The organism is Nesterenkonia lutea (genome assembly GCF_014873955.1).
Taxonomy (GTDB): Bacteria; Actinomycetota; Actinomycetes; order Actinomycetales; family Micrococcaceae; genus Nesterenkonia; species Nesterenkonia lutea.
This window is the reverse complement of record NZ_JADBED010000001.1, coordinates 1,776,619-1,802,149: the sequence shown is the minus strand read 5'-3', so window position 1 is coordinate 1,802,149 and position 25,531 is coordinate 1,776,619. Positions and strand designations below refer to the sequence as shown.

At 66.9% G+C, this 25,531-nt stretch carries 23 protein-coding genes; 19 read left to right on the top strand and 4 right to left on the bottom strand.

Going from position 1 to position 25,531, the window contains the following annotated elements; all coding sequences use genetic code 11:
* Positions 1 to 13 precede the first annotated feature (13 nt).
* Both thpD and H4W27_RS08230 read right to left on the bottom strand, forming a co-directional pair.
* Positions 14 to 952: an ectoine hydroxylase gene (gene thpD / locus H4W27_RS08235; protein ID WP_192595503.1), complete on the bottom strand. Its 939-nt coding sequence runs from the start codon at positions 950 to 952 to the stop codon at positions 14 to 16.
* 211 nt (positions 953 to 1,163) lie between these two features.
* Positions 1,164 to 1,505, bottom strand: a complete 342-nt coding sequence (locus tag H4W27_RS08230) for an acylphosphatase (protein WP_192595502.1) — start codon at positions 1,503 to 1,505, stop codon at positions 1,164 to 1,166.
* 148 nt (positions 1,506 to 1,653) lie between these two features.
* Between H4W27_RS08230 and H4W27_RS08225 the strand changes: the two genes are divergently transcribed.
* From H4W27_RS08225 to H4W27_RS08135, 19 genes are all read left to right on the top strand, one after another.
* On the top strand, positions 1,654 to 2,592 hold the full coding sequence (locus H4W27_RS08225; protein WP_192595501.1) for a cation diffusion facilitator family transporter: 939 nt from the start codon (positions 1,654 to 1,656) through the stop codon (positions 2,590 to 2,592).
* 52 nt (positions 2,593 to 2,644) lie between these two features.
* Positions 2,645 to 3,493, top strand: a complete 849-nt coding sequence (locus H4W27_RS08220) for a superoxide dismutase family protein (protein ID WP_192595500.1) — start codon at positions 2,645 to 2,647, stop codon at positions 3,491 to 3,493.
* 222 nt (positions 3,494 to 3,715) lie between these two features.
* A complete protein-coding gene (locus H4W27_RS08215; protein WP_192595499.1) occupies positions 3,716 to 6,700 on the top strand; it encodes a DUF4040 family protein in 2,985 nt (994 codons plus the stop codon).
* The gene (locus H4W27_RS13840; protein ID WP_192595498.1) at positions 6,697 to 7,242 is read left to right on the top strand and encodes a sodium:proton antiporter; all 546 of its coding nucleotides are present in this window, start codon (positions 6,697 to 6,699) and stop codon (positions 7,240 to 7,242) included. The genes H4W27_RS08215 and H4W27_RS13840 overlap by 4 nt, the downstream gene beginning before the upstream one ends.
* Positions 7,239 to 8,843, top strand: a complete 1,605-nt coding sequence (locus H4W27_RS08205; protein ID WP_192595497.1) for a monovalent cation/H+ antiporter subunit D family protein — start codon at positions 7,239 to 7,241, stop codon at positions 8,841 to 8,843. The genes H4W27_RS13840 and H4W27_RS08205 overlap by 4 nt, the downstream gene beginning before the upstream one ends.
* Positions 8,843 to 9,274: a Na+/H+ antiporter subunit E gene (locus H4W27_RS08200; protein ID WP_192595496.1), complete on the top strand. Its 432-nt coding sequence runs from the start codon at positions 8,843 to 8,845 to the stop codon at positions 9,272 to 9,274. Before H4W27_RS08205 ends, H4W27_RS08200 begins: the two co-directional genes overlap by 1 nt.
* Positions 9,271 to 9,537 carry a monovalent cation/H+ antiporter complex subunit F gene (locus H4W27_RS08195; protein WP_192595495.1) on the top strand — a complete coding sequence of 89 codons (267 nt, stop codon included), beginning with the start codon at positions 9,271 to 9,273 and terminating at the stop codon, positions 9,535 to 9,537. Before H4W27_RS08200 ends, H4W27_RS08195 begins: the two co-directional genes overlap by 4 nt.
* On the top strand, positions 9,537 to 9,893 hold the full coding sequence (locus H4W27_RS08190; protein ID WP_192595494.1) for a cation:proton antiporter: 357 nt from the start codon (positions 9,537 to 9,539) through the stop codon (positions 9,891 to 9,893). Before H4W27_RS08195 ends, H4W27_RS08190 begins: the two co-directional genes overlap by 1 nt.
* Positions 9,894 to 9,935: 42 nt before the next feature.
* A complete protein-coding gene (locus H4W27_RS08185; RefSeq protein WP_225939055.1) occupies positions 9,936 to 11,201 on the top strand; it encodes a YihY/virulence factor BrkB family protein in 1,266 nt (421 codons plus the stop codon).
* A 496-nt stretch (positions 11,202 to 11,697) separates the two neighbouring features.
* Entirely contained in the window at positions 11,698 to 13,332 is a 1,635-nt protein-coding gene (locus tag H4W27_RS08180) for a peptide ABC transporter substrate-binding protein (RefSeq protein WP_192595493.1), read from the top strand.
* A gap of 199 nt (positions 13,333 to 13,531) precedes the next feature.
* Positions 13,532 to 14,458 carry an ABC transporter permease gene (locus H4W27_RS08175; protein WP_192595492.1) on the top strand — a complete coding sequence of 309 codons (927 nt, stop codon included), beginning with the start codon at positions 13,532 to 13,534 and terminating at the stop codon, positions 14,456 to 14,458.
* The gene (locus tag H4W27_RS08170) at positions 14,451 to 15,395 is read left to right on the top strand and encodes an ABC transporter permease (RefSeq protein WP_225939053.1); all 945 of its coding nucleotides are present in this window, start codon (positions 14,451 to 14,453) and stop codon (positions 15,393 to 15,395) included. Before H4W27_RS08175 ends, H4W27_RS08170 begins: the two co-directional genes overlap by 8 nt.
* Positions 15,396 to 15,408: 13 nt before the next feature.
* Positions 15,409 to 16,506, top strand: coding sequence for an ABC transporter ATP-binding protein (locus tag H4W27_RS08165; protein WP_192595490.1), 1,098 nt, complete (start codon positions 15,409 to 15,411; stop codon positions 16,504 to 16,506).
* On the top strand, positions 16,503 to 17,555 hold the full coding sequence (locus tag H4W27_RS08160) for an ABC transporter ATP-binding protein (protein ID WP_192595489.1): 1,053 nt from the start codon (positions 16,503 to 16,505) through the stop codon (positions 17,553 to 17,555). Before H4W27_RS08165 ends, H4W27_RS08160 begins: the two co-directional genes overlap by 4 nt.
* Before the next feature lie 294 nt (positions 17,556 to 17,849).
* Positions 17,850 to 19,796: a translational GTPase TypA gene (gene typA / locus H4W27_RS08155; RefSeq protein ID WP_192595488.1), complete on the top strand. Its 1,947-nt coding sequence runs from the start codon at positions 17,850 to 17,852 to the stop codon at positions 19,794 to 19,796.
* Positions 19,796 to 20,287 (top strand): hypothetical protein, encoded by a 492-nt coding sequence (locus H4W27_RS08150; protein WP_192595487.1) that lies wholly within the window; start codon positions 19,796 to 19,798, stop codon positions 20,285 to 20,287. The genes typA and H4W27_RS08150 overlap by 1 nt, the downstream gene beginning before the upstream one ends.
* 37 nt (positions 20,288 to 20,324) lie before the next feature.
* On the top strand, positions 20,325 to 20,645 hold the full coding sequence (gene fdxA, locus H4W27_RS08145; RefSeq protein ID WP_192595486.1) for a ferredoxin: 321 nt from the start codon (positions 20,325 to 20,327) through the stop codon (positions 20,643 to 20,645).
* A 90-nt stretch (positions 20,646 to 20,735) separates the two neighbouring features.
* On the top strand, positions 20,736 to 21,929 hold the full coding sequence (gene dapC, locus H4W27_RS08140; RefSeq protein WP_192595485.1) for a succinyldiaminopimelate transaminase: 1,194 nt from the start codon (positions 20,736 to 20,738) through the stop codon (positions 21,927 to 21,929).
* Positions 21,930 to 22,052: 123 nt separating this feature from the next.
* Positions 22,053 to 23,336 (top strand): citrate synthase, encoded by a 1,284-nt coding sequence (locus H4W27_RS08135; RefSeq protein ID WP_192595484.1) that lies wholly within the window; start codon positions 22,053 to 22,055, stop codon positions 23,334 to 23,336.
* A 94-nt stretch (positions 23,337 to 23,430) separates the two neighbouring features.
* On the opposite strand, the gene H4W27_RS08130 is transcribed toward H4W27_RS08135, so the two are convergent.
* Together H4W27_RS08130 and dapD are read right to left on the bottom strand one after the other, a co-directional pair.
* On the bottom strand, positions 23,431 to 24,492 hold the full coding sequence (locus H4W27_RS08130; RefSeq protein WP_192595483.1) for a hypothetical protein: 1,062 nt from the start codon (positions 24,490 to 24,492) through the stop codon (positions 23,431 to 23,433).
* Positions 24,493 to 24,515: 23 nt separating this feature from the next.
* A complete protein-coding gene (dapD, locus tag H4W27_RS08125) occupies positions 24,516 to 25,469 on the bottom strand; it encodes a 2,3,4,5-tetrahydropyridine-2,6-dicarboxylate N-succinyltransferase (protein ID WP_192595482.1) in 954 nt (317 codons plus the stop codon).
* Between the last annotated feature and the right edge of the window lie 62 nt (positions 25,470 to 25,531).

The window sequence follows — 25,531 nt, the reverse complement described above, 5'->3', positions numbered from 1 at the left end:
TTCAGCGGCTGCTTCAGCTTCCGGCTGGGGTGAAGTCGCGGCTGCCCAGATGTTCGGGGCGGGGCTTGGCCGCGGCGAAGGGTTCAACGGGCAGGTTCTCCACCGAGTTGTAGACGAGGAAGACGTTGGAGCGCGAGTAGGGGGTCACGTTTCCGTTGGAGGCATGCATGCAGTTGCTGTCGAACATGACAGCTCCACCCGCGGGGCCCTCCAGCACGTCGATGCCGAAGCGGTCGGCGAACTCGGTCAGCGTGTCCTTGTCCGGCACGCCGGCGCCCTGCATGACCAGGGACTGCTCGTGATTGTCATCCGGTGTGGCACCCACGGCGCTGATGTAGTGCTTGTGCGAGCCGGGCATGATCATCAGCGGCCCGTTGAAGGAGTAGTTGTCGGTCAGTGAGATGGACACCGACACAGCCCGCGGACCGGGCATTCCGTCCTCCGCATGCCAGGTCTCGAAGTCTGAGTGCCAGGTGAAGTCCTTGCCTGTGAAGCTGGGCTTGTAGTTGATCCGGCTCTGGTGGATGTAGACGTCCGAGCCCAGGATCTGCCGCGCGCGCTCCACCACTCGGGGATCATTGGCGATCCTGGCGAAGATCTCATTGGTGCGGTGGATGTCGAAGATGGAGCGGACCTCGTCGGACTTCGCCTCCACCACGGTGCGCTCGTCCTTCTTGACCTCGGGGTCCTCCGCGAGACGCTTCAGCTCGTTCTTGAACAGTTCAAGCTCATCGCCGCTGATGAACTGATCGATGCTCAGGTAGCCCTTGTCCTCGAAGGAACGAAGCTCGTCAGCGCCCAGCGGGCCGTCCTGTTCGCTGCCCTGGACGACCGGGTCCTCCCGGTCGATCACGGCCGGGCCGGTCTCGCCGCGCGTGGGATAGCGGTCGGCGACGTCGCTGGGTGCGGTGTCATGGCGGGTGCGGGAGTTCCGTGTGATCGTCGTCGTCATATCTGTGCCTTTCGTATAGTTCTTTCGACCTGTGTCTGGTTTCGCATGGGTTCTGTATTCATCGCTCCGCGGCGCGGGTTCTCCGCCCGGGCCGGCAGCCCAGAGCTGCCATCTGCTCATGGGTTCGGGGCCGCTGAGAGCTGTCCTTCGACCGTAGCAGGACTGTCTCGGCAGGCAACCGCAGCCGGACGGGTGGGGCGCACTGCAGCGGTCAGCGGCGAATCTCGAAGCCGCTGTCCGGCAGCGATTCGAGCTCCTCCGCTGTCGCCTCGCGCTCGTCGAGCCCGGTCACCTCGGCTGATTCCGGGCCGTGCTCGGCCCAGCGCAGCAGCGAGTCCACCGCGGGCCCGGCGCCGCCGATGAGGAGCTCCACCCCTCCGGAAGAGGTGTTCCGCACCCAGCCGATGAGTCCCAGGTCATCGGCCTCGGCCTTCGCCGCTGCGCGGAAGGAGACACCCTGCACCTGACCCGTGATGGTCGCATGGGTGCCCGTGGTCCAGCCCGAGGGGGAGAGGGACTGGTCGGAGTCGTCTGCTGAGAGGGGTTCGTTCATGCGCCCAGTCAAACATCTGAACACGAGCCCCACCAGGGGTCGGGCGGGGCTGGTCGGTGCTGAGAACGTCTCCCTGGTGCTGAGAACGCTTCTGAGTTCGAATCGCAGCTTAGGTGATCGGCCCCGGGCTGGAGAGAATGGACCCACGATGCACTCTCATGATCATGGCGGCCATGCCTCTGCCGCACCGACGGACCGCGGGCCCTCGCACCAGCGACGCCTGGCCATCGCCTGTGGGATCACCGTGGGCATCGTGCTTGCCCAGGCGACCGGAGCCTGGATCACCGGCTCCCTGGCCCTGCTGACCGACGCCGTGCATTCGCTGACCGACAGCATCGGACTCGGTGTCGCGCTGATCGCCGCCGGACTGATGTACCGGGCGGCGACGGCCCAGCGCACCTGGGGCTTCCGCCGGGTGGAGATCCTCGCCGGGCTGTTCCAGGCGGCGCTGCTGCTGAGCATCGGTGTCTACGCCGCCGTGGAGGGGATCAGCCGGCTCAGCTCCCCGCCCACCGTGCTGCATCTGGAGCTGCTGGTCTTCGGAGCCGTGGGCCTGGCGGGCAACATCGTCTCGCTGCTCGTGCTCTCGGGCGGGCGGAAGGCGAATCTGAACATGCGGGCCGCTTTTCTGGAGGTCGCCGCGGACGCCCTGGGCTCGCTGGGAGTCATGGTGGCCGCCGTCGTCATCTGGACCACCGGCTGGCAGCAGGCCGATGCCGTGGCGGCGCTGGCGATCGCCGCGCTGATCATCCCGCGCGCCGCCCTGCTGCTGCGCGAGACCGCGCGGGTGCTGATGGAGTTCACCCCGCGCGGCCTGGATCTGGAGCAGGTCCGCAGGCACATGCTCGCTCAGGAGCACGTCCAGGAGGTCCATGATCTGCATGCCTCGATGGTCGCCACCGGGCTGCCGGTGATCTCCGCCCATGTGGTCGTCGATGACGAGTGCTTCCAGGACGGCTGCGCGCCCGAGACCCTGGTCAGGCTCAGATCCTGTGTGGCCGAACACTTCGACATCTCTGTGGAGCACTCCACCTTTCAGCTGGAGACCCGGACGATCGCCGCCGGAGAGACCCACACCCACGCCTGAACGGCGCGGGACGACTCGTGGGGGAGGTGCCTGCCCGGTAAGCTGTGCGGTCATGAGCATTCCTCGTCTCCGATCCTCCTCAGGCCGGTCTTTCGGCCTGCCGCTGACCGGCCTCGCACTGATCGCAGGGCTCGCGCTGACCGGCTGTGGGGACTCCGCCGAGTCGGATCCCGCGGAGCAGGACGACGACGGCGCCGCCCAGGTCGACGACGCCGGTGCGGACGGAGACCAGGCCGGTGACGAGGACGAGCAGCAGTCCGGTGACGAGGCCGGCGAGCAGTCCACAGCGCAGGACGCCGCCGGGGAGCCCTTCGCCACGGCCGAGCTGATCGACTGGGCCGAGAACGGCATCGGGACGGTGAGCTTCACCGAGGTCGAGGGCGGGGTGCAGATCGAGGCAGAGGTCCATGACCTCGAAGCAGGATTCCGCGGCATCACCATCCACGAGCGCGGCGTCTGCGAGCTGCAGTCCAGCTCCGAGAACGGCGTGCTGGGGGACTTCGAGTCCTCCGGCGGGCACCTCGTGGGACATGTGGAGGAGGACGAGGGAGTGGTCGAGGGGGAGGAGGCCCCGGAGGAGTCCACCGAACCGGACCTCGATGACGTCTCCGAGGACGATCCCTTCCAGGAGCCGGAGGCCGCAGATCACCCGGACCACGCTGGCGACCTCCCGAACCTGCTGATCAACGAGGACGGCACCGGCTGGCTGAGTCTGATCAGCGACCGGCTGTTTCCGGAGGACCTGATCGCCGCCGAGGGGACCTCGGTCATCGTCCACGCGCAGGCGGACAATCACGCCAACGTGCCGGCCCGGTACAACGGCTACGGGCCGGATCTCGAGTCTCTGGCCACCGGGGATGCCGGGAGCCGGATCGCCTGCGGAGTCGTCGAGGAGCAGTGACCCGCAGGTTCCGACATCTGACCGTGGCGGGGCGTGGACGTGGGTCCATGTCGGCGTCTCGATTGCCCGGGGATCGACCCGATGTATATAGTCGATCACTGGTGTGCCGGGAAGACTGGTCGGCGATGAGCTTCACCGCGCCGTGACATCCGCACCGACTGGAGGCACCATGCAATCGCGAAAGCTCTTCATGAGCGCAGCGACGCCCTCGGTGGGCCGCGCATGACGCTCACGGTGCTGCTTCTGCTGACCCTGGCTCTCGTGCCGCTCGCCAGCATGGTCCATCGCGCGCTCGGCAGGGACACCGGCTTCTTCGCCGCCGTGGCGCTGACCGGGATCGGAGTATCCTCGCTGCCGTGGCTGTCCACGCTGCTGGACGGGGGCACGGTGCAGGAGCATCTGCCCTGGATCCCCACCATCGACGTGGGCTTCAGCCTGCGGCTGGATGGGCTCAGCATGGTCTTCCTGCTGCTCGTGCTCTTCATCGGTGCCCTGGTGATGGCGTACTCCGCCCGCTACTTCTCTCCGGCGAAGAAGACCTCGGACTATTACCTGTGGATGCTGCTCTTCGTGTTCGCGATGAGCGGGATGGTGCTGGCAGATGATCTGATCCTGCTCTTCGTCTTCTGGGAGTTCACCACGCTGTGCTCCTTCTTCCTGATCAACCGGTCCGGGGACAAGGCGCCCGCTCCTGCCCAGCGCACCCTGCTGATCACCGCGGCCGGCGGCCTGGGCCTGTTCAGCGCAGTGCTGCTGATCATCGTGGAGACCGGCACCACTCGGCTCTCCGAGGCGCTGACCAGCAGCGTCTGGCAGGAGAACGCCACGTTCACCTCCGTGGTCGCCGTGCTCATCGCCTTCGCCGCGTTCACCAAGTCCGCCCAGTTCCCCTTCCACATGTGGCTGCCCGACGCGATGGTCGCCCCCGCCCCGGTCTCCGCGTATCTGCATGCCGCGGCGATGGTCAAGGCCGGGATCTACCTGCTGCTGCGCTTCTCCCCGGCCTTCGAGGACTCCACGCTCTGGCAGGTGCTGCTGATCAGCACCGGTCTGACCACGGCGCTGATGGGTGCGCTCTTCGCACTGCAGCGCCACGACATCAAAGAGATCATGGCCTACTCCACGGTCTCCCAGCTGGGCTTCCTGGTGGCGGTGATCGGCATCGGGACCCCCACGGCACTGGTGGCCGCCACGATCCACGTGATCGCCCACGCGCTCTTCAAGTCCGCGCTGTTCATGATGGTCGGCATCATCGAACATGAGGCGCACTCCCGCGACATCCGCCGACTCCATGGGCTGAGCCGGACCATGCGCATCTCGCTGGTGATCACGCTCATCTCCTCGCTGTCCATGGCCGGGGTCCCGCCGCTGCTCGGCTTCGTGTCCAAGGAGCACCTGCTGGCAGGATTCCTCTCCGCAGACATGCCGGCCCCGCTCACCTGGACGCTGACCCTGATCGCCGTGCTGGCGGCCATCGGCACCTTCGCGTACTGCGGGCGCATCGTGCTTGGAGCGTTCACCCGCTACACCGGCGCCGGGGCCACCGACGAGCACCATGAGCCGATCGACCCGGCCGAGACCCATGAGGCCCCGGCCAGCTTCTACCTGCCGGCGCTGCTTCCTGCTGTGGCCGGACTGCTTCTGGGCTTCGTCCCGTTCGTCTTCGACGGTCTGGTCACTCAGGCCGGAGAGGCCGCCCAGACGGGCACCTATGAGGCAGAGTTCGCGCTCTGGCACGGGTTCAACGTGGAGCTGCTGCTCTCGGCGGTGATCATCGGCGGCGGAGTGCTCGCCGTGATGATGCGCGCTCGCCTGGACGACATGATTCCGCGGACGCTGCTGCCCTTCACCGGAGTGGAGGTGGTCGAAGCGATGCGCTCCGGGGCCATCAACTTCGGCCGTCGGGTCGGGGACATCACCCGCTCGGACATGCATGGGCTGCACCTCGCGGCTCCCGGCATCCTGCTCGCCGGCGTCTTCATCGCCGGACTCGTGGCCTCGCCGGAGGTCGGGGAGTTCGATCCCGGCCACACGCGGATGACCGACTGGGTGCTCATCACGCTGCTGGTGTGCTTCCTGGCCGGCACCGTCATCGCCGAGAACCGCTCGGCCGCCGTCGTCCTCACCGGAGGCGCCGGCTTCGTGGTCGCCGCCTGGTTCTTCGCGCTGGGAGCCGTCGACGTCGGCATGACCCAGCTGCTCGTGGAGATCCTCACCGTGGTGGTGCTGGTCCTGGTGCTGCGCAAGCTGCCCAAGCGCTTCCACAAGGTCACCCGCACCCGCCGGTTCGTCGCCATCGCGGTGGCGCTGGGCTTCGGCGTGATGGCGTTCGCCGCCACCTTCGCGCTCACCGGTCGCCGCGGCCAGTCTCCCGCCGCCCAGTGGTACATGGAGAACACCTATGAGACCACCGGCGCGCTGAACGTGGTGAACTCCATCCTGGTGGACTTCCGCGCGCTGGACACCTTCGGCGAGCTCACCGTGCTGGGAGTGGCCGGCTTCGCCATCCTGGCGGTGCTGAACTCGGCGTTCTCCACCTCGGACAACGAGCCGCCCACCTCGCGGCAGTGGGCCGGGACCCCGCTGGACCACCCGGGGGACAACACGACGGCCATGCGCAGCGTGTTCAACTGGATGGCGCCGTTCATCGTGCTGCTCTCGCTGATCCTGCTGCTGCGCGGCCACTATGACTCTGGCGGAGGGTTCATCGCCGCCCTGGTCGCCGGCGGATTCTTCGCGCTGCGCTATCTGGTGGCGCCTTCGGACTCCGCTGTGAAGCTGCGCTTCGACTATGCGCTGGTGATCGTGGGCGGAGTCGCCACCGGCGCCGCCATCGGCCTGGCCGGCTACCTCGAAGGCTCCTTCCTGCGCCCGGTGGTGATCGCCGAGGGTCTGCCGCTGCCGTGGGGCTCCGATGCCGGCTTCTCGCTGACCACGGCGCTGATCTTCGACGTCGGCATCTACCTCGCCGTGATCGGTGCGGTGCTGGTGGCCCTGGATCGGCTGGGCCAGGCCCAGCGCTACCCCGCCGAGCTGCTCAAGGCCCACCGCCGGGCCCACGGCACCAGCGAGGCCGAGCTGTCCACGCTGAAGGTCCCCGCCGGCTACCACGCAGACCCCGGCGACCTGCCCTTCGAGGTGCAGTCGGACGAGACCCGGCCGGGGATCCACGCAGACGTCGAGCCGAGAGGGGTGAACGATCGATGAGCATCGCCATCGCCGTCGGGCTGCTCACCGCCGCGGCCGTCTACCTGTTCATGCAGCGTGGGATGATCCGGATCGTGCTGGGCTTCGTGCTCGCCAGCCATGCCGCGAACCTGATGCTCTTCGCGGCCGGCAACACCGCCTTCCGCGGAGTGTCCTATGTCGGTGCGGGCGAGGCGGGGGAGCAGGCGGACCCGCTGCCCCAGGCCTTCGTGCTGACCGCGATCGTGATCGCGTTCTCCATCTCGATGTTCATGGTGACCCTGGCCATCACCACCACCACTGACGACGACACCGAAGATGTGGAGGCCTCGCCCGCCCGGATGCTCGCGGCCGACCGCGGTGACACCAACGACGCCGGCTACTTCGGACTGACCACAGAGTCTGGGGACATCGTGGTGGATCACGGTGAGGATGAGACCGGCGACCCGTGGCCGGAGAAGGCCACCGGGGTCGAGAACTCCGAGGCGGCCGCCCCGAGTGCGGAGACACCAGACGCGGCAGCCCCGGGGACCGCCGAGACCAGGGAGGGGGAGACCCGATGACGCAGACGCTCCCAGCCCTGCTGCCCCTGCTCGTGGGGGTCCCGCTGCTGATCGGCGCCCTGGGCGTCGTGGTGCGCAAGAAGCGGATCATCCGCCATGTGCTCAGCATGGGCACCCTGATCGCGATGTTCGGCTTCGCCGTGGTGCTGGTCGTCGTCACCAGCGACGGCACGATCCTGGCCCACCAGGTCGGACTCTGGGATCAGGGCATCGCCATTCCCTTCGTGGTGGACGCCCTCTCGGCGCTGGTGCTGATGGTGATGACCGTGCTGGCCATCGCCAGCGTGCTCTTCGCCATGGCCACCCACGAGGCCCGCGCCCGCTTCTTCCACCCCTTCGTCCTGGTCCTCATGGCGGGCGTCTCCGGCGCCCTGATGACCGGTGACATCTTCAACCTCTTCGTCTTCATCGAGGTCATGCTGCTGCCCTCCTACGGGCTGCTGGCCATGATGGGCGCGAAGCTCGGCGCCCACGGCGCGCGGATCTACGTCTCGGTGAACCTGCTGGCCTCCACCCTGCTGCTGGTCGGCATCGCTCTGGTCTATGCGACTGCGGGAACCGTGAACCTGGCTGAGCTGCACGGCGCGGCGAAGGATGACCCCGCCGTGGCGCTGGCCGGGGGAGTGGTGCTGACCGCCATCTCCATCAAGGCTGCCGTGGTGCCCGTGCACGGCTGGCTCACCCGCACCTACCCGATGACCTCCCCGGCGGTGACGGCGCTCTTCTCGGGCATCCACACCAAGGTGGCCATCTACGCGATCTACCGCATCTATTCGCTGCTCTTCGACGGCGACGAGCGCTTCCTCTGGGTGGCGCTGGTCATCACCTCGGTGACCATGGTGGTCGGCGTGCTGGGTGCCGTGGGGGAGAAGACCACCCGGTCCATCCTGGTCTTCCACATGATCAGTCAGATCGGCTACATCCTGATCGGCGTCGGACTCTTCACCCTGCTGGGGCTCACCGCGGCGATCTTCTACCTGCTGCACCACATGATCGTGAAGGCCTCGCTGTTCCTCTCCACCGGCGCGATCGAGGAGACCTACGGGACAGGAGAGATCGACAAGCTCGGCGGGATGCTCAAGCGCGAACCGCTGATCGCTGTGACCTTCATGGTGGCGGCGCTCTCGCTGGCCGGCATGCCGCCCTTCTCCGGCTTCGTGGCGAAGTTCTCCATCATCCAGGCGACCCTTGCGGAGTCCCACTATTGGGTGGCCGCCGTGGCCGTGGTGGTCTCGGTCTTCACGCTGCTCTCGATGCTGAAGATCTGGACCGGCGTGTTCATGGGCCCCGAGCCCGATGACCTGCAGGAGCGCGCACTGACCTACCAGCAGCGCATGCACGGCAAGCGGTACCTGCGGGTGGAGGCGCAGGCGGAGACCCCCACGCTGACCGTCGGCCCCCCGACGGCGACGACCTCGGCCGTGCTGGCGGGCAGACAGGCGGTGAAGGTCCCGCTGAAGCTGATCCTGCCGGGCATCCTGCTGGCCTGCATCACCCTCTTCTTCGGACTGGGGGCGGAGCTGCTGATGAGCTGGTCCGCCACGGCCGCGGAGAGCCTGCTCAACCCGATGGACTATGTGAGGGCGGTGAGCGGAGCATGATGAGCTGGCCATTTCGGATCATCGGATTCCTGCTGTGGTACGCCAAGGAGTTCCTGTTGGCGAACATCTCGGTCACCGCAGATGTGCTGCGCCCGCGCCGACGGATGAAGATGCGCCCCGCCATCGTGGCAGTGCCCGCGGCCTCGCAGACCGACAGCGAGTGGACGCTGATCTCCTCGCTGATCACGCTGACCCCCGGGACGCTGACCATCACGATCTCGCGGGAGCACGGCATTCTCTACGTCCACGGCATGTTCGTGGACTCGCGCGAGCAGCTGGTCGCCGAGATCCAGGAGATGGAGGATCGGCTGCTGCATGCCATGCGGCGGGTGCCCGGAGACCTGTCCCGGCCCACCGAGCGACCGGTGGTCCGGCCCCCGGGCGACGGCGCTCCCCGTCCCCCCTCGGCCCGGGCGGGTGAGGGCGCATGATCTCCGAATGGACCCTCGAGGTCGCCCTGCTGCTGCTGGCCATCGGCATGATCATCGCCTCGGTCCGCGGCCTGCTCGGACCGCGCACGATGGATCGGGCGGTCGCCGCAGACCTGATCTTCTTCGCCACGATCGGCTTCGTGGCGCTCATCGGGCTGCGCACCGGAATCGATGCGCTCTTCGACATCATCCTCATCGCCACGCTGCTGGGCTTCATGGCGGCGCTGTCGATGGCACGACTCGGATCGGGAGGCCGTCGCTGATGGAGTTCACCGACATCATCGAGGCGGCAGGCCTGCTCTGCATCTTCCTCGGCATCGCCACCATCGTCATCTCGGCCATCGGGCTGTTCAAGCTGCCGGATCTCTACCTGCGTGCCTCTGCCGTGGGGACCTCGGCGGGCCTGGGCGTGGCCTCGATCGTGCTCGGGGCGCTGCTGATGGATTTCAGCGGGCTGAACCTGCTCAAGGCCGTCATCGCGATCATCGCCCAGCTGCTCACCTCGGCCGTGGGATCCATGGCCATCGCGCGCGCCGGCTACCTCAACAACGCGCTGCCCGCCGAGATCACCCATATCGACGAGCTGCGACTCACCCGACGCGGCGAGAACAGGAGCTGACCGCCAGTTGGTCTTGACGTGACATCCGGATAGTTTGTGTACATGAACGAGCATTCCGACCCGCAGGGACAACCAGACCGATCCGACAGAGCTGACCGTGTCGAAGGCGCCCTGAGAGCGCACCGCGACCGTCGGCACCCGATCGAAGATCACGGCTCGCCCGGGTCGGCGGCCACCTACACCGACCAGCTGCAGGTCGGCACGATCGCCGCTGCCGCAGACCAGCCCTATATGGTCAAGAACCGGCAGCGCGAGGACTACGCCGAGATCACCGGCGGAGCACACGGCAGAAGGCGCAGGAAGCTGAAATCCCCGGTGAAGCTGACCGGGAAGACCTTGAAGTACTCCATGAAGCGGACGATCGCGGAGTTCGCCCGCGACGGCTGCACCGATCTGGCCGCAGGACTCACCTATTACACGGTGCTCTCGATCTTCCCCGCCCTGATCGCCCTGGTCTCGCTGCTCTCGCTCGTGGGGCAGGCCAACTTCCTCGAGGACACGCTCTCGGAACTCGTCGAACCCAGCACGATGGACACCCTGCAGCCGGTGCTGGACGCCGTGACCTCCGCACAGGGAGCCGGCCTCGGGCTGGCACTGGGCATCCTGACCGCGCTGTGGACGGCGTCGAACTATGTCAACGCCTTCTCCCGGTCCATGAACCGGATCTACGAGGTCGAGGAGGGTCGTTCCATCCTGAAGCTTCGGCCGCTGTTCTACCTGATCACCGCTGTGCTGATCGTGCTGGTGGCCGTCTCCGCCGTCCTTCTCGTCGTCTCAGGCGGCCTCGCTGAGGCTGTCGGGAACACCGTGGGGCTGGGAAGCACCGCCGTGACGATCTTCAACTGGGCGAAATACCCGGTCCTGCTCCTGGTCGTCGTGCTCTGCATCGCGCTGCTCTACTACGCGACTCCAAACCTGAGCCAGCCGGGAGTCCGCTGGATCTCCGGAGGGGCGCTGCTCGCCATCGTGGTCATGATCCTCGCGACACTGGGCGTGGCGTTCTACGTGAGCAACTTCAGCAACTACTCGGCGACCTACGGCACGCTCGCCGGCGTCATCATCTTCCTGATCTGGATCTACATCATGAACCTGGTGCTCCTGCTCGGCGCCGAGTTCGATTCCGAGCTCGAGCGTGGACGCCAGCTGCAGAGCGGCATCGAGGCCGAGCGCACCATCATGCTGCCGCCGCGCGAGATGAAGACCGCAGAGAAGAAGTCCAAGAAGTATGAGGCGCTCGTGGCCCAGGGCCAGGCGCTGCGCGTGACCAGGGGCGAGACCTCTGACCCGGAGGCATCCTGGCGTCGCTGAGCCTCGGTGTTCCAGCCCAGTGTCCTGCCCTGCCTCCTGCCCGCCGGGAGCACGCGTAACAATCAGACTTATTCGCGGACGGCCGCCAGGTACGCAGTAGTAACTTTCGTCCAGGGGTGCTGTTACTTGCATGTTTCACCTGTTTGTGTGTCGCAGCTCACAGTCGGCCCGGGCAGCTCGGCGGTCAGCGGCTGCCGCGGGCGCCGCTCACCGAGATACCGGGGGAGGGACCTCGGGCGGACCTCGGCGGGCGATTGTTACACGGGCTGCTGAGCGCCTTCAGCCTCGGGAGGGCGCGCAGTGCGGCGGCGGGCACCCGAAGATGCTTGTCTGGAAGGTTCCATGACAAACCATGGACAGGTGAACGGAACCTGAACTCCAGCTGGAAATTCTCACTGCTAGGCTCACTGCCACTGGTGACCCATACAACACTCTCGTACGGATCATCGATGTGCCCATGAAGCTCGCATCTTTCGAGGAGAAACCGAATATGCACGTGAATCACACTTCCCGTCGCTCTCGCGCGACGGGCGCGGTCGCGGTCACCGCGGCGGCAGCCCTGGTGCTGTCAGCCTGCGGCGGCGGCGATGATGGCGGAGACGGCGGCGACAACGGCGACGCCGCACAGGCCGTCGAAGGCGGCGGCACCGTCTCGGCCTACAACTGCGAACCGCAGTTCCTGGTGCCGGCGAACTCCACCGAGGTCTGCGGATCCTGGGTCCTCGGGTCCCTGTTCACCGGCCTGACCCAGACGGATTTCGAGACCTACGAGCCCAAGGCGGGCGTGGCGGAGTCCTGGGAGACCGAGGACAACGTCACCTGGACCTTCACCCTGGGTGAGGACTGGACCTTCCACGACGGCGAAGAGATCACCGCGCAGACCTTCGTGGACACCTATAACTGGGTGGTCGATCCCGACAACGCACAGCAGAGCGCCAACTTCTTCGACAACTTCCTGGGCTACCAGGAGGTCGTCGACGGAGATGCCGAGGAGATGGAGGGCGTGCGCGCAGTCGACGACTACACCCTCGAGATCGAGCTCACCGAGCCCTTCTCCCCGCTGCCTGACATGCTCACCTACACCGCGTTCTACCCGATGCCCTCGGTCGCCTATGACGACATCGAAGCCTTCGAGCAGGCGCCGGTCGGCAACGGCCGCTACCAGATGGACGGCGAGTGGGAGCACGACGTGCAGATCGCCGTGAACCGCTACGAGGACTGGGCCGGCGAGGAGCCGGGCCTGCCCGAGCGCATCGAATGGCGCATCTACTCGGAGATCGAGACCGCCTACCTGGACGTCCAGTCCGGCAGCCTCGACATCCTCGACGCGGCCCCGCCGAACCGTCGCAGCACGGTGGAGGCGGACTTCGGTGAGAACTACACCGACTTCGACACCTCCTCCTTCACCTACCTGGGCTTCCCGCTCTACCAGGAGGAGTTCGACGACGTCGATGTCCGCCACGCACTCTCCATGGCCATCGATCGTGAGTCGATCATCGACGCGATCTTCGACGGCGCCCAGACTCCTGCGGAGAACATCATTCCGCCGGATCTGATCGAGGGCAACGAGAACAGCTGTGAGTTCTGCCAGTTCGATCCCGAGGCTGCGGCCGATCTCTACGAGGAGGCCGGCGGCCCCAGCGAGCTGACCGTCTACTTCAACTCCGGCGCAGGCCACGAGGACTGGGTGGCAGCAGTGGCCAACCAGTGGGAGCAGAACCTCGGCATCGAGGACATCACCTTCGAGTCCCTGGAATTCGCACAGTACCTGGGTCTCCACGACGAGCAGGAGATCACCGGACCGTACCGTCTGGGCTGGACTCTGTCCTACCCCAGCGCGCAGTACGCGATGGAGCCGATCTACTCCACCGGTGCGTCCTCGAACTACGCGGACTACTCCAACGAGGAGTTCGATGAGCTGATCAACGAGGCCAACGCCGAGACTGATCCCGACACGGCGGCAGGGCTCTACACCGACGCCGAGGCCATCCTCCTGGAGGACATGCCCGTCATCCCGCTGTGGTTCACGAACTACCTGACGGTCCACAGCGACCGGATCGACGGCGAGTCCCTCTTCATGGACCAGGCCACCTTCACCCACCTCGAGCAGGTCGTGGTGACCGAGGAGTAATCCTCCCCGGACCAGGGGCGCGGCCCGTGCAGAAGACGCACAGGTCGCGCCCTTGGTCTGCCCCCGCCGCAGGATTCAGGGAAACCAGCCCGAGTCCCTATCATTGATCGCGGCGTCGACCCGGTGTGGAGAAGACCTCTCCCTCGGGACTGACGTTCGGCGCAGACCGCGCCGCCGCCCGCACCTCACAAGGACAGCAATGACCCGCTATATCATTCGGCGTCTGCTCCAGTTCATACCCGTCATCCTGATCGCCACACTGATCGTGTACGCGCTGGTCTTCGCCATCCCGGGGGACCCGATCCGGGCCCTGGCCGGTGATCGGCCGATGAGCGACGCCGTCCGGGAGACGCTCCGGGAGCAGTACAACCTCGATGACCCCTTCATGGTCCAGTACGCCAAATACGTCTGGGGCATCATCACCGCCGCCGACTTCGGCACCACCTTCAACGGACGACCGGTCACGGACATCATCACCCAGCGGCTGCCGGTCACCGCCACGCTCGCGCTGGTGACCTTCATCATCCAGGGCGTCATGGGCATCATCGCCGGCATCCTCGCCGCGCTGTACCGCGATCGCTTCTTCGACCGCTTCGTGCAGGTCTCCACCGTGGCCATGGTCGCGCTGCCCACCCTGGTCATCGGGTTCCTGCTGCAGCTGGTCTTCGGTCTGAACCTGGGGCTCTTTCCCATCGCCGGCGCCAATGACGGGATCGCCAGCTATGTCCTTCCCGCGCTGACCATGGCCTCGGTCTCCACCGGCATCCTCGCGCGGCTGGTCCGCGGAGAGCTGCTGGACTCGCTGAAGTCCGACTATGTGCGCACCGCCACCGCCAAGGGGATGAAGCGCAGCCGGGTGATCGGGCGACACGGGCTGCGGAACTCGCTCATCCCCGCGGTCACCTTCATCGGTGCCGACCTCGCCAGCATGCTGGGCGGCTCCATCGTGGTGGAGACGATCTTCAACCTGCCCGGACTCGGCGAGCAGGTCTACCGTTCCATCCTCGGCCAGGAGGGCACCGTCGTCGTCGGCGTCGTGACCCTCTTTGTGATCTTCTTCGTGGTCATCAACCTCATCGTGGATCTCATCTATGGCCTTCTCGACCCAAGGATCCGCTATGAGTGAGATGTTCAAGGCTGAAGCACGCACCGAACCGATCGACTCCACGCTGGAACCCGCAGCGGAGAACGGCAGAGAGAAGAAGGTCGAGGAGGCGAGCCTCTGGGTCGACGCCTGGCGGTCGCTGCGCAAGAACCCCTGGTTCATCATCTCGGCCGCGCTGCTGCTGATCTTCCTGACGATGGCGATCTTCCCGCAGCTGTTCACCAACAACGATCCGCGCGAGTGCCTGCTCAGCCGCAGTCGGCAGGATCCCTCCGGCGAACACTGGTTCGGCACCGACATCCAGGGCTGTGACTACTACAGCAGGGTGATCTACGGAGCCCGGAACTCGATCGCGGTGGGCTTCATCGTGGCCATCGGCACCTTCATCATCGCCGTGGCCGTGGGCCTCGTCGCCGGCTTCTTCGGGGGCTGGGTGGACGCCGTCCTCTCCCGCATCACCGACATGGTCTTCGCAGTGCCCTACATCCTGGGTGCGCTGGTCTTCCTGAACGCGCTGCCCTCCGACGTCCGCGGCGTGCGCGAAGTCTCGCTGGTGCTCATCGTCTTCATGTGGCCCACGATGACGCGTCTGATGCGCGGCTCGGTGATCTCCGTGGCGCACTCCGAGTACGTGCTGGCGGCCCGAGCGCTGGGAGCCGGTCCCATCACGATCATGCGCCGGCACATCCTGCCCAACTCGCTGGGCCCGGTCATCGGCTACGCGACCGTGTTCACCGGCATCATCATCGGCGCCGAGGCGACGCTGACCTTCCTGGGCGTGGGGCTGCAGCTGCCCTCCATCTCCTGGGGCCTGCAGCTCTCCGATGCGAAGGACTTCCTGCAGGTCGCGCCGCATCTGCTGCTGTTCCCGGTGATCTTCGTGGGCCTCACGGTGTTCGCCTTCATGACCATGGGCGATGTCATCCGCGATGCCATCGACCCCAAAGCAAAGAAGTGAAGGGCTGGACACCATGACCGAATCCCAGACCTCAGCCCGCGTCTCCGCGGGCACCACCGACGCCCCGCTGCTGGAGGTCAAGGACCTCCAGGTGGAGTTCCACACCAAGGCCGGTGTGGCCCAGGCCATCAACGGCCTGAACTTCACCCTCCACGCCGGGGAGACCCTCGCGATCCTCGGCGAGTCCGGATCGGGCAAGTCCGTGACGGCCCAGACCATCATGGGCATCCTGGACATGCCGCCCGGGCGCATCGCCGGCGGGGAGATCCGCTATCGCGGCGAGGACCTGCTGAGCATGAACGAGGAGTCCCGGCGCCTGCTGCGCGGCGGGAAGATCGCCATGATCTTCCAGGACGCGCTGTCCTCGCTGAACCCGGTCATGCCGGTGGGCTGGCAGATCGCCGAGATGTTCCGCGTGCACCGCGGCATGAAGCGCCGGGAGGCCAATGCCAAGGCGGTGGAGATGATGCAGCGGGTCGGCATCCCCGGCGCCGAGAAGCGCGCGGGGGAGTACCCCCACCAGTTCTCCGGGGGCATGCGCCAGCGCATCATGATCGCCATGGCCATCGCCCTGGATCCCGATGTGCTGATCGCCGACGAGCCCACCACGGCACTGGACGTCACCGTCCAGGCCCAGGTCATGCGGCTGCTCAAGGACCTGCAGGACGAGTTCAACATGGGGCTCATCCTGATCACCCACGATCTGGGAGTCGTGGCCGACGTCGCCGACAAGATCGCGGTGATGTACTCGGGCCGCGTGATGGAGGCCGCCGATGTCTTCGAGATCTACGGCAGGACCGGACACCCCTACACAAAGGGCCTGCTGTCCTCGATCCCCCGGATCGACGACGAGGGAGGCCGCCTGCGCGCGATCCCAGGTCTGCCCCCCTCGCTGACCGAGCTGCCCTCGGGCTGCCCGTTCAATCCGCGCTGCGAGTTCGCCACCGATCGCTGCACCACCGAGCGCCCGGAGCTGCGCCAGATCGTCCCCGGACACCTCTCCGCCTGCCACTACGCCGAGGACGTCTACGCGGGCACCGCCACGCGGACACGTCGCCCGTCGCCCACCGGCGCGGGCATGATCGAAGTCTCTGAGGAGGCACCAGAATGAGTCTCGCTGTTCCTGCTCCGGCAGATCCCTTCGCCGACAAGAAGTCGGTGCTCGAGGTCGATGGCCTGGTCAAACACTTCCCGCTCACGCAGGGGATCGTCTTTCAGCGCAAGGTCGGCGCCGTCAAGGCCGTGGACGGGGTCAGCTTCAACCTGCGCGAAGGCGAGACCCTGGGCATCGTGGGAGAGTCCGGCTGCGGCAAGTCCACGCTGGCGAAGCTGCTCATGCGCCTGGAGGAGCCCGACGCCGGATCGGTGAGGTTCCGCGGCGAGGACTTCCTCTCCGTCAAGGGTGACGAGCTGCGCCGGCTCCGCCGCAAGATCCAGATCATCTTCCAGGACCCCTACACCTCGCTGAACCCGCGCATGTCCGTGGGTGACATCATCGCCGAGCCGTTCCGGCTGCACCCGGAGGAGAAGCCCAAGCAGGGCATCCGCAACCGGGTCAAGGAGCTGCTCGCCCTGGTCGGACTGAACCCGGAGCACATCAACAGGTACCCGCACCAGTTCTCCGGCGGACAGCGCCAGCGGATCGGGATCGCTCGCGGACTCGCGCTGAACCCGGATGTCATCATCTGCGACGAGCCCGTCTCCGCCCTGGACGTCTCCGTCCAGGCGCAGGTGATGAACCTCCTCGATGACCTGCAGAAGCAGTTCGGGCTGAGCTACATCTTCATCGCCCACGATCTCTCCGTGGTGCGGCACATCTCCGACCGCGTCGGCGTGATGTACCTGGGCAAGCTCGTCGAGCTGGGCACGCAGGAGGAGATCTACTCCGAGCCCGCGCATCCCTACACCCAGGCGCTGCTCTCCGCCGTGCCGGTGCCGGATCCGACCCTGCGCGGTCAGCGCCAGCAGATCGTGCTTCAGGGCGATCCGCCGAACCCGGCGAACCCGCCCTCGGGCTGCCGCTTCCGCACGCGCTGCTGGAAGGCCACCGAGGTGTGCGCCACCGATGAGCCGGAACTCATCTCTCGGGGCCGGATCACACAGGCCGCCGCCTGCCATCACGCCGGCCCGAATGAGCGTGTGATCCCCGCCGGGACATAGCCCCCAGCCGCCGCAAGCCGCCGCCCACGTGCCGCGAAAAGCTCCGCTCGCCCCGGGGGACCTGCCCCGGGGCCCCCGTCCGCGAGCCCCGTGATGCATCTCATTGCCGGGCTCGCGGCCCCGAGGCCGTACACTTGAATGGTGTGGTCGCGACACAGCCGCGTTGGCGTGCGCTCTGACCCACCCGAATCCACACTGTTGAACACTGATGAAACATGACGTGACACGGACGAGTCAGGACCTGACACCGATCCACGAAGTCACATCTCCTCTATGGAAGGCGTTGCCCCACTTATGACCACTGCCGCCGCTCGCGCACTTGCAGGCACTGACGAGCGCCAGGATCTGCGCAACGTCGCCATCGTCGCCCACGTCGACCACGGCAAGACCACGCTGGTCGATGCCATGCTCACCCAGACCAAGTCCGTCGGTGGCCACGGCGATCTCGAGGACCGAGTCATGGACTCCGGTGAGCTCGAGAAGGAGAAGGGCATCACGATCCTGGCCAAGAACACCACGGTGTTCTACTCCGGTCCCTCCGCCAAAGAGCGGGCGGGCACCGATGAGGTCACCATCAGCGTCATCGACACCCCCGGTCACGCCGACTTCGGCGGCGAGGTCGAGCGCGGCCTGTCCATGGTCGACGGCGTGGTCCTGCTCGTGGACGCCTCCGAAGGGCCGCTGCCGCAGACCCGCTTCGTGCTGCGCAAGGCGCTCAACGCCCAGCTGCCGGTGATCCTGGTGGTCAACAAGACCGACCGCCCCGACGCCCGCATCGACGGCGTGGTCTCCGACACCATGGACCTTCTGCTGGGACTGGCCTCCGATGTGGCCGAGGAGAACCCTGAGCTCGACCTGGACTCCGTGCTCGATGTCCCCGTGGTCTTCGCCTCCGGCAAGGCCGGCCGGGCCTCGAAGAACCAGCCCGAAGACGGTGGGCTGCCCGACAGCGAGGATCTCGAGGCGCTGTTCGACACCATCCTCGAGCACGTCCCGGCTCCGAAGTATGACGCCGACGAGGTCCTGCAGGCACACGTCACCAACCTCGACGCCTCCCCGTTCCTGGGCCGCCTGGCCCTGCTGCGCATCTTCAACGGCACGCTGAAGAAGAACCAGCAGGTCGCCTGGGCCCGCAAGGACGGCACCATGAAGACGGTGAAGATCACCGAGCTGCTGGCCACCAAGGGCCTGGAGCGGGTCTCCGCAGATTCGGCCGGACCCGGTGAGATCGTCGCCGTCGCCGGCATCTCCGACATCATGATCGGTGAGACGCTCACCGATCTGGAGAACCCCAAGCCGCTGCCCACCATCACCGTGGACGATCCCGCGATCTCCATGACCATCGGCATCAACACCTCGCCGATGGCCGGTCGGGTCAAGGGTGCGAAGGTCACTGCGCGCCAGGTCAAGGATCGCCTGGACAAGGAACTGATCGGCAACGTCTCGCTCAAGGTGTTCCCGACCGAGCGTCCCGACACCTGGGAGGTCCAGGGCCGCGGCGAGCTCGCGCTCGCCATCCTGGTGGAGCAGATGCGCCGCGAAGGCTTCGAGCTGACCGTGGGCAAGCCCCAGGTGGTGACCCGCGAGATCGACGGCAAGCTGCACGAGCCGATGGAGAACATGATCGTGGACTCCCCGGAGGAGTTCATGGGCGCGATCACCCAGCTCATGGCCTCCCGCAAGGGCACCATGACCACGATGACCAACAACGGCACCGGCTGGATCCGCATGGAGTTCATGGTGCCTGCACGCGGGCTCATCGGCTTCCGCACCAAGTTCCTCACCGACACCCGCGGCGCCGGCATCGCCTCCTCCTACGCCGCAGGCTACGAGCCCTGGAAGGGCCTGATCGAGTACCGCACCTCCGGCTCGCTGATCTCCGACCGCACCGGCACGGCGACCCCGTTCGCCATGATCAACCTCCAGGAGCGCGGCACCTTCTTCGTGGATCCCCAGGAAGAGGTCTACGAGGGCATGGTCGTCGGAGAGAACGCGCGCCACGACGACATGGAGGTCAACATCACGAAGGAGAAGAAGCTCACCAATATGCGTGCAGCGGCTGCCGACTCCTTCGAAGGGCTGACCCCTCCGACCAAGCTGACCCTCGAGGAGTCCCTCGAGTTCGCCAATGAAGATGAGTGCGTGGAGGTCACCCCGCACTCCATCCGCATCCGCAAGGTGATCCTGAACTCCTCCGAGCGCATGCGTGACTCGCGCAAGAAGAAGAGCGCGTCCCAGTAATGTCCGCGCTGCAGGAGACCGCCCCTTCGGGGGCGCCGCCTCAGGACGCACCCCCGCGGAGAAGCTCCTCCCGCAGCCCCGTGCTGCTGGGAGTCTGCTTCTCCGCCGGGGTGGTGCTCGGAATCCTGGGCACCGTCCTGCACGGCAACATCCTGGTCCTCGGCCCCACCGAGACCGGCATCGTGATCCCCTGGGGCGCGCTGCTAGCGCTGGTCATGTGCCTCCTGGCGCAGCTCTGGGCGGGTCTGAAGAGCGGCTCCCTGGTCGAGCCGATGGTGATGGGCGTGTCCACCTTCACCGTGGCCACCATCGCCTACCTCTGGCCCGGCCCTGATCAGCTCGTGGTGCCCTACAGCCCGGAGGCCATGGCGCTGCTGCCCGGGCCCACGCTGGCCTCGCTGATCTGGTGGCTGGGCGCGGCGCTGGTCACCGTGCTCGCCATGATCCTGGTCAAGTGGATCGTTGTGCGCGACCGCTTCGCATCTCGGTAGACTCTAGACACGCACTCGTAGAAAGACTGAGGAGTCCATGACGTACATCATCGCCCTTCCTTGCGTGGATCTGAAGGACAAGGCCTGCATCGATGAATGTCCTGTGGACTGCATCTATGAGGGTGACCGGATGCTCTACATCCACCCCGATGAATGTGTGGACTGTGGAGCCTGTGAGCCCGTCTGCCCGGTGGAGGCCATCTACTACGAGGATGACACCCCGGAGCAGTGGTCCGAGTACTACCGGGCCAATGTCGAGTTCTTCGACGAGGTCGGCTCACCCGGCGGCGCCGCGAAGGTCGGGCTGATCCCCAAGGATCACGAGATCGTCGCCGCACTGCCCCCGCAGGAGCACTGATCCTCGGCTTGATAATCCGTGGCGCCCGCCGCTGGACCGGCCGCCCCGGCGGAGTCAGCCACGGCACCACCCATCTCGGCGGAGGCCTGAATGCTCACTCTTCCTGAGTATCCCTGGGACGCGATGGCTCCCTATGTGGAGCAGGCGCAGACCCACCCCGACGGGGTCGTGAACCTCTCCATCGGCACCCCGGTGGATCCCACTCCCGAGGTGATCCAGCAGGCCCTCGCCGCTGCCGCCGATGCACCTGGCTATCCCACCACCCACGGCACCGCAGCGCTGCGCGAGTCCATCGCCGGCTGGTTCGCCCGCCGGCGCGGGGTCGCGGGGCTTGATCCGATCAACATCCTGCCCACCGTCGGCTCCAAGGAGCTGGTCGCCTGGCTGCCCACGCTGCTGGGCCTCGGCGCCCGCGCAGGGGCCGGCGCGGGCGACGTCGTGCTGCGCCCGCTGGTGGCCTACCCGACCTATGACATCGGCGCCCAGATCGCCGGGGCCACCCCGATCGCCACCGATGACCCGTTCAGCCTGGACGAGGAGACCCTGCAGCGGGTCAGGCTGATCTGGATCAACTCGCCCTCGAACCCCACCGGAGCGGTGGCCGGCGTCGAGTGGATGCGCTCCGTGGTGCAGCTTGGCCGCCGCATCGGCGCGGTGGTGGCCTCCGACGAGTGTTACGCCGAGCTGCCCTGGGAGGTGGCGGACGACGATGTCCCCTCGCTGCTGGACCCTCGGGTATGCGGCACCGACCCCGCCACCGGGGCCAGCGATCACCGCGGCCTGCTCGCCGTGTACTCCGTCTCGAAGCAGTCCAATCTGGCCGGGTACCGGGCGGCCTTCGCCGCCGGCTGCCCCGAGCTGATCGCCGGACTGGTGAACACTCGCAAACATGCCGGGATGATCGTCCCGGCCCCGATCCAGGCGGCCCTGACCGCGGCACTGGACGACGACGCCCACGTCAGCGCTCAGCGGGAGGTCTACCGCCGCCGTCGTGCGCTGATGGTGCCGGCGCTGCAGGCCGCGGGGCTGCAGATCGAGGACTCCCAGGCCGGGCTCTACCTCTGGTGCCGGAGGGCCCCGGCTGCCGTGCAGTCAGACGCACAGCCTGATGCACGGCCGGCCACGGCCGAGGACACCTGGTCGCTCGTGCAGCAGATGGCTGAACGCGGAATCGTGGTCGGCCCCGGGGTGTTCTACGGGGAGCGCGGCAACGGCTACATCCGGGTGGCGCTGACCGCCACAGACGAGCGGATCTCTGCGGCGGCGCAGCGCCTGCGCGGCTGATCAGAGCGTGTGACCCCAGAAGTCCGCACGACGTGTGGTGAACCAGGACACAACTGGCAGCCGGCCGTGACCACACGGTAGGTTTGTCATGATGTCCCCCTAGTGTGTCTGATAAGGAGACCCATGACTGAGCAGACTCCTGCCCGCCTGAGCTACCAGGGGGGCGATCTGGAACTACCGGTGCTGTCCTCGGTCGAGGGCAATGACGGCCTCGATATCGGGCCGCTGCGCGCAACCACCGGCGCTGTCACCTATGACCCCGGATTCATGAACACGGCGAATGCGAAGTCTGCGATCACCTACATCGACGGCGATGAGGGAATCCTGCGCTACCGCGGCTACCCGATCGAACAGCTGGCGGAGCACTCCAGCTTCCTCGAGGTCTCCTACCTGCTGATCTACGGCGAGCTGCCCACCCAGGAGCAGCTGACCGAGTTCGACCAGGTGACCCGACGTCACACGCTTCTGCACGAGGAGCTCCGCGACTTCTTCGGCGGCTTCCCCCGCGACGCCCACCCCATGCCGGTGCTCTCCTCGGCGGTCTCCGCGCTGTCCACCTACTATCCGGACTCGCTGGACCCCTTCGACAACGACCACGTGGAGCGATCCACGCGCCGCCTGCTGGCGAAGGTCCCCACGATCGCGTCCTACGCGTACAAGAAGTCCATCGGTCAGCCGATGCTCTACCCGGACAACAACCTCACGCTCACGGAGAACTTCCTCCGCGGCTGCTTCGGCGTGCCCTCGGAGCAGTACGATCTGGACCCGGACATCGTCAAGGCCCTGGACATGCTGCTGATCCTGCACGCGGACCACGAGCAGAACTGCTCCACCTCCACAGTGCGCCTGGTCGGCTCCTCGCAGGCGAACCTCTTCGCCTCGGTCTCCGCCGGGATCAACGCCCTCTACGGCCCCGCCCATGGCGGCGCCAACGAGGCCGTGCTGAAGATGCTGCGCCAGATCCAGTCCGGTGACGTCAGCCCGGAGGCCTTCATGGAGAAGGTCAAGAACAAGGAGGACGGCGTCCGGCTCATGGGCTTCGGACACCGTGTCTACAAGAACTACGATCCGCGCGCCCGCGTGGTCAAGGGCGTCGCCGATGACCTGCTGGCCAAGCTCGGCGGCGATGACGAGCTCTTCGACATCGCCCAGCGCCTGGAGCAGAAGGCGCTGGAGGATGACTACTTCATCGAGCGCAAGCTCTACCCGAACGTGGACTTCTACACCGGCCTGATCTACAAGGCCATGGGCTTCCCGGAGAAGATGTTCACCGTGCTCTTCGCACTGGGTCGGCTGCCCGGCTGGATCGCCCAGTGGCGCGAGATGATCGAGGATCCCTCCACCAAGATCGGCCGGCCCCGCCAGCTCTACATCGGCGAGCCCGAGCGCCACTACCCGGGAGTCTGAACCTCCTCTCCCTCGCGCTGAGCGGCGGATTCTCCGACTGGTCAAGGCCGAAGAGGCCCCCCGACTGCTCGGAGAATGCGCCGCTCAACGTGTTTCAGGGGCGGGAGAAGCTGATCTCCACCGCTTCATCGCTGGCCTCTTCCACGCGTTCCCAGCGGCCGGAGTCGCGCTGCCACTCGTGGGTCCCCGCATGCACCGACTGCACGCCATAGGTCTCCGCGGCCGCCACGGCCCAGTGGGCCACCAGCCACAGCGGATCGGTGCGATCTTCGGAGCTCGCCTCGGTGACCGGATCATGCACGCCGGCCTCGGCATCGACGTCTTCGATCCCCACGGTGACCGTTCCGCTCTCGCCGGATCCCTCCACCGCGACGGCGTCCTCGCCGAGAAGGTTCGGCAGCGTGGCGCCCAGCTCCTCAGCCAGGCCCTGGGGGTCAGGTCCGGGCACGTCGATCTGGCTCAGCTGACAGGTCATCACCAGCGGCTGCATCCCGGTGAGCGGGCGGGCGAAGGCTCGGGCGAGCTCACCGTGCTGGGGGTAGAACGTGGGATTGTGCGGGCGGCTCAGCGCCTCGGCGGCCTCGTCCAGGCCGAGCTCGGGGGACCATTCCAGCTCGGCCTCTCCCTCCCCGCGGCTGCTGTCGGACAGCTCCTGGTAGAAGTCCGCCGAGGTCCTCGGGACGGTGCTCGAGGCTTCCACGGCGTCCCACTGCGCACCTCCGCCGGCGAAGAGCACGGGCTCCACAGGGGCCTGGTCCTCCTCGGCCTCGGCGGACTCCTCGGCCTCCGAGGAGTCCGTCTCAGCCGGCTCGGCGTCCTCCGGGTCGGCGTGGTCCTCAAGCTGCGCCTCCTGCAGCGAGATGGCCAGGGCATGGGTCGCCGCCTGCACCGGCATGTCGCGATCAGCGGCCCCGGCGGCGAGGTGGGCGGCCGAGTAGGTCTGGGCGGGCGTCAGGCGGTGCTCGGTCTCGCCGAGGGTGACCTGACAGCGCTCGTCGAGGAGATACTCGTTCTCCTCGATGAACTGCCACGCCCCGTAGCCGGTGGCCGCGACCACGGCCGCCACCACGGTGATCGCCATGAGCGCCCGGGCTCGACGACGACGGCGGTGCACCTTGCGCGTGACGGTGATGGGACGATCAGCTCGGGGGCTCATCGGGGCCTCTCTGTGGACTCGACTCAGTTCTTGTGCAGAGCCGCGTTGAGCTCCACGTTCTGGCCCTTGTGGGGGACCGCCTGGACCGCGCCGGTGACCGAGTCCCGGCGGAACAGGAGGTTCGGCACGCCCGAGAGCGCGGAGGCCTTGACCGTGTCGAGCACGCTGCGGTCGTCACCGAGCACCGCCACCTTGGTCCCGGCGGTGACGTAGAGTCCGGCCTCGACCACGCAGTCGTCGCCGATGGAGATGCCCACACCGGAGTTGGCGCCCAGCAGGACCCGCTCGCCGAGGGTGATCTTCTCCTTGCCGCCGCCGGAGAGGGTGCCCATGATCGAGGCGCCGCCGCCGATGTCGGTGCCGTCTCCGACCACGACGCCGGCGGAGATGCGGCCCTCCACCATGGAGGAGCCCAGCGTGCCCGCGTTGAAGTTCACGAAGCCCTCATGCATGACCGTGGTGCCCTCGGCCAGATATGCGCCCAGTCGCACGCGGTCGGCGTCGCCGATGCGCACGCCGGTGGGGGTCACGTAGTCCACCAGGCGGGGGAACTTGTCGATGGAATGCACGCTGACGTGGCCGCGGGCGCGCAGCTTCAGCCGGGTGGTCTCGAATCCGGCCACCGCACAGGGGCCGAAGTTCGTCCAGACGACATTGCTCAGATGCCCGAAGATCCCGTCCAGGTTGATCGTCCGGGGCTTCACCAGCCGGTGGGAGAGCAGATGCAGACGAAGCCATACATCGGAGGCGGAGGTCGCCTCGGCATCGAGGTCCGCCTCCACGGAGACCACTTCAGTGGTGACGCCGCGAGCCGCGTCCTCGCCGGTGACGGCCCGCAGATCCGAGATCAGTGCGTCGTCGTCGTTCTCCTTCAGCGGGGACAGGACGGGGTTCGGGAACCAGGTGTCCAGGACGGTGCCGTCGGCGGTCACGCTGGCAAGACCATGGCCAGATGCAGTTCGGGATTCAGTGCTCATGGGCCCATCCTACTTTTCCCGCGCAGCGGAGGACGGAGGGCGCTGTTCCCAGAGCCGTTCGT

What these genes read in the sequence shown, in the direction of transcription:
- H4W27_RS08190 (WP_192595494.1), top strand. Translation starts at nt 9,537, where the DNA reads ATGGAGTTCACCGACATCATCGAGGCGGCAGGCCTGCTCTGCATCTTC.
- H4W27_RS08215 (WP_192595499.1), top strand. Translation starts at nt 3,716, where the DNA reads ATGACGCTCACGGTGCTGCTTCTGCTGACCCTGGCTCTCGTGCCGCTC.
- H4W27_RS08225 (WP_192595501.1), top strand. Translation starts at nt 1,654, where the DNA reads ATGCACTCTCATGATCATGGCGGCCATGCCTCTGCCGCACCGACGGAC.
- H4W27_RS08185 (WP_225939055.1), top strand. Translation starts at nt 9,936, where the DNA reads ATGAACGAGCATTCCGACCCGCAGGGACAACCAGACCGATCCGACAGA.
- H4W27_RS08230 (WP_192595502.1), bottom strand. Translation starts at nt 1,505, where the DNA reads ATGAACGAACCCCTCTCAGCAGACGACTCCGACCAGTCCCTCTCCCCC.
- typA (WP_192595488.1), top strand. Translation starts at nt 17,850, where the DNA reads ATGACCACTGCCGCCGCTCGCGCACTTGCAGGCACTGACGAGCGCCAG.
- H4W27_RS08165 (WP_192595490.1), top strand. Translation starts at nt 15,409, where the DNA reads ATGACCGAATCCCAGACCTCAGCCCGCGTCTCCGCGGGCACCACCGAC.
- H4W27_RS08220 (WP_192595500.1), top strand. Translation starts at nt 2,645, where the DNA reads ATGAGCATTCCTCGTCTCCGATCCTCCTCAGGCCGGTCTTTCGGCCTG.
- fdxA (WP_192595486.1), top strand. Translation starts at nt 20,325, where the DNA reads ATGACGTACATCATCGCCCTTCCTTGCGTGGATCTGAAGGACAAGGCC.
- H4W27_RS08195 (WP_192595495.1), top strand. Translation starts at nt 9,271, where the DNA reads ATGATCTCCGAATGGACCCTCGAGGTCGCCCTGCTGCTGCTGGCCATC.
- H4W27_RS08150 (WP_192595487.1), top strand. Translation starts at nt 19,796, where the DNA reads ATGTCCGCGCTGCAGGAGACCGCCCCTTCGGGGGCGCCGCCTCAGGAC.
- H4W27_RS08170 (WP_225939053.1), top strand. Translation starts at nt 14,451, where the DNA reads ATGAGTGAGATGTTCAAGGCTGAAGCACGCACCGAACCGATCGACTCC.
- H4W27_RS08175 (WP_192595492.1), top strand. Translation starts at nt 13,532, where the DNA reads ATGACCCGCTATATCATTCGGCGTCTGCTCCAGTTCATACCCGTCATC.
- H4W27_RS08200 (WP_192595496.1), top strand. Translation starts at nt 8,843, where the DNA reads ATGAGCTGGCCATTTCGGATCATCGGATTCCTGCTGTGGTACGCCAAG.
- dapD (WP_192595482.1), bottom strand. Translation starts at nt 25,469, where the DNA reads ATGAGCACTGAATCCCGAACTGCATCTGGCCATGGTCTTGCCAGCGTG.
- H4W27_RS08135 (WP_192595484.1), top strand. Translation starts at nt 22,053, where the DNA reads ATGACTGAGCAGACTCCTGCCCGCCTGAGCTACCAGGGGGGCGATCTG.
- H4W27_RS08160 (WP_192595489.1), top strand. Translation starts at nt 16,503, where the DNA reads ATGAGTCTCGCTGTTCCTGCTCCGGCAGATCCCTTCGCCGACAAGAAG.
- H4W27_RS08205 (WP_192595497.1), top strand. Translation starts at nt 7,239, where the DNA reads ATGACGCAGACGCTCCCAGCCCTGCTGCCCCTGCTCGTGGGGGTCCCG.
- H4W27_RS13840 (WP_192595498.1), top strand. Translation starts at nt 6,697, where the DNA reads ATGAGCATCGCCATCGCCGTCGGGCTGCTCACCGCCGCGGCCGTCTAC.
- dapC (WP_192595485.1), top strand. Translation starts at nt 20,736, where the DNA reads ATGCTCACTCTTCCTGAGTATCCCTGGGACGCGATGGCTCCCTATGTG.
- H4W27_RS08130 (WP_192595483.1), bottom strand. Translation starts at nt 24,492, where the DNA reads ATGAGCCCCCGAGCTGATCGTCCCATCACCGTCACGCGCAAGGTGCAC.
- thpD (WP_192595503.1), bottom strand. Translation starts at nt 952, where the DNA reads ATGACGACGACGATCACACGGAACTCCCGCACCCGCCATGACACCGCA.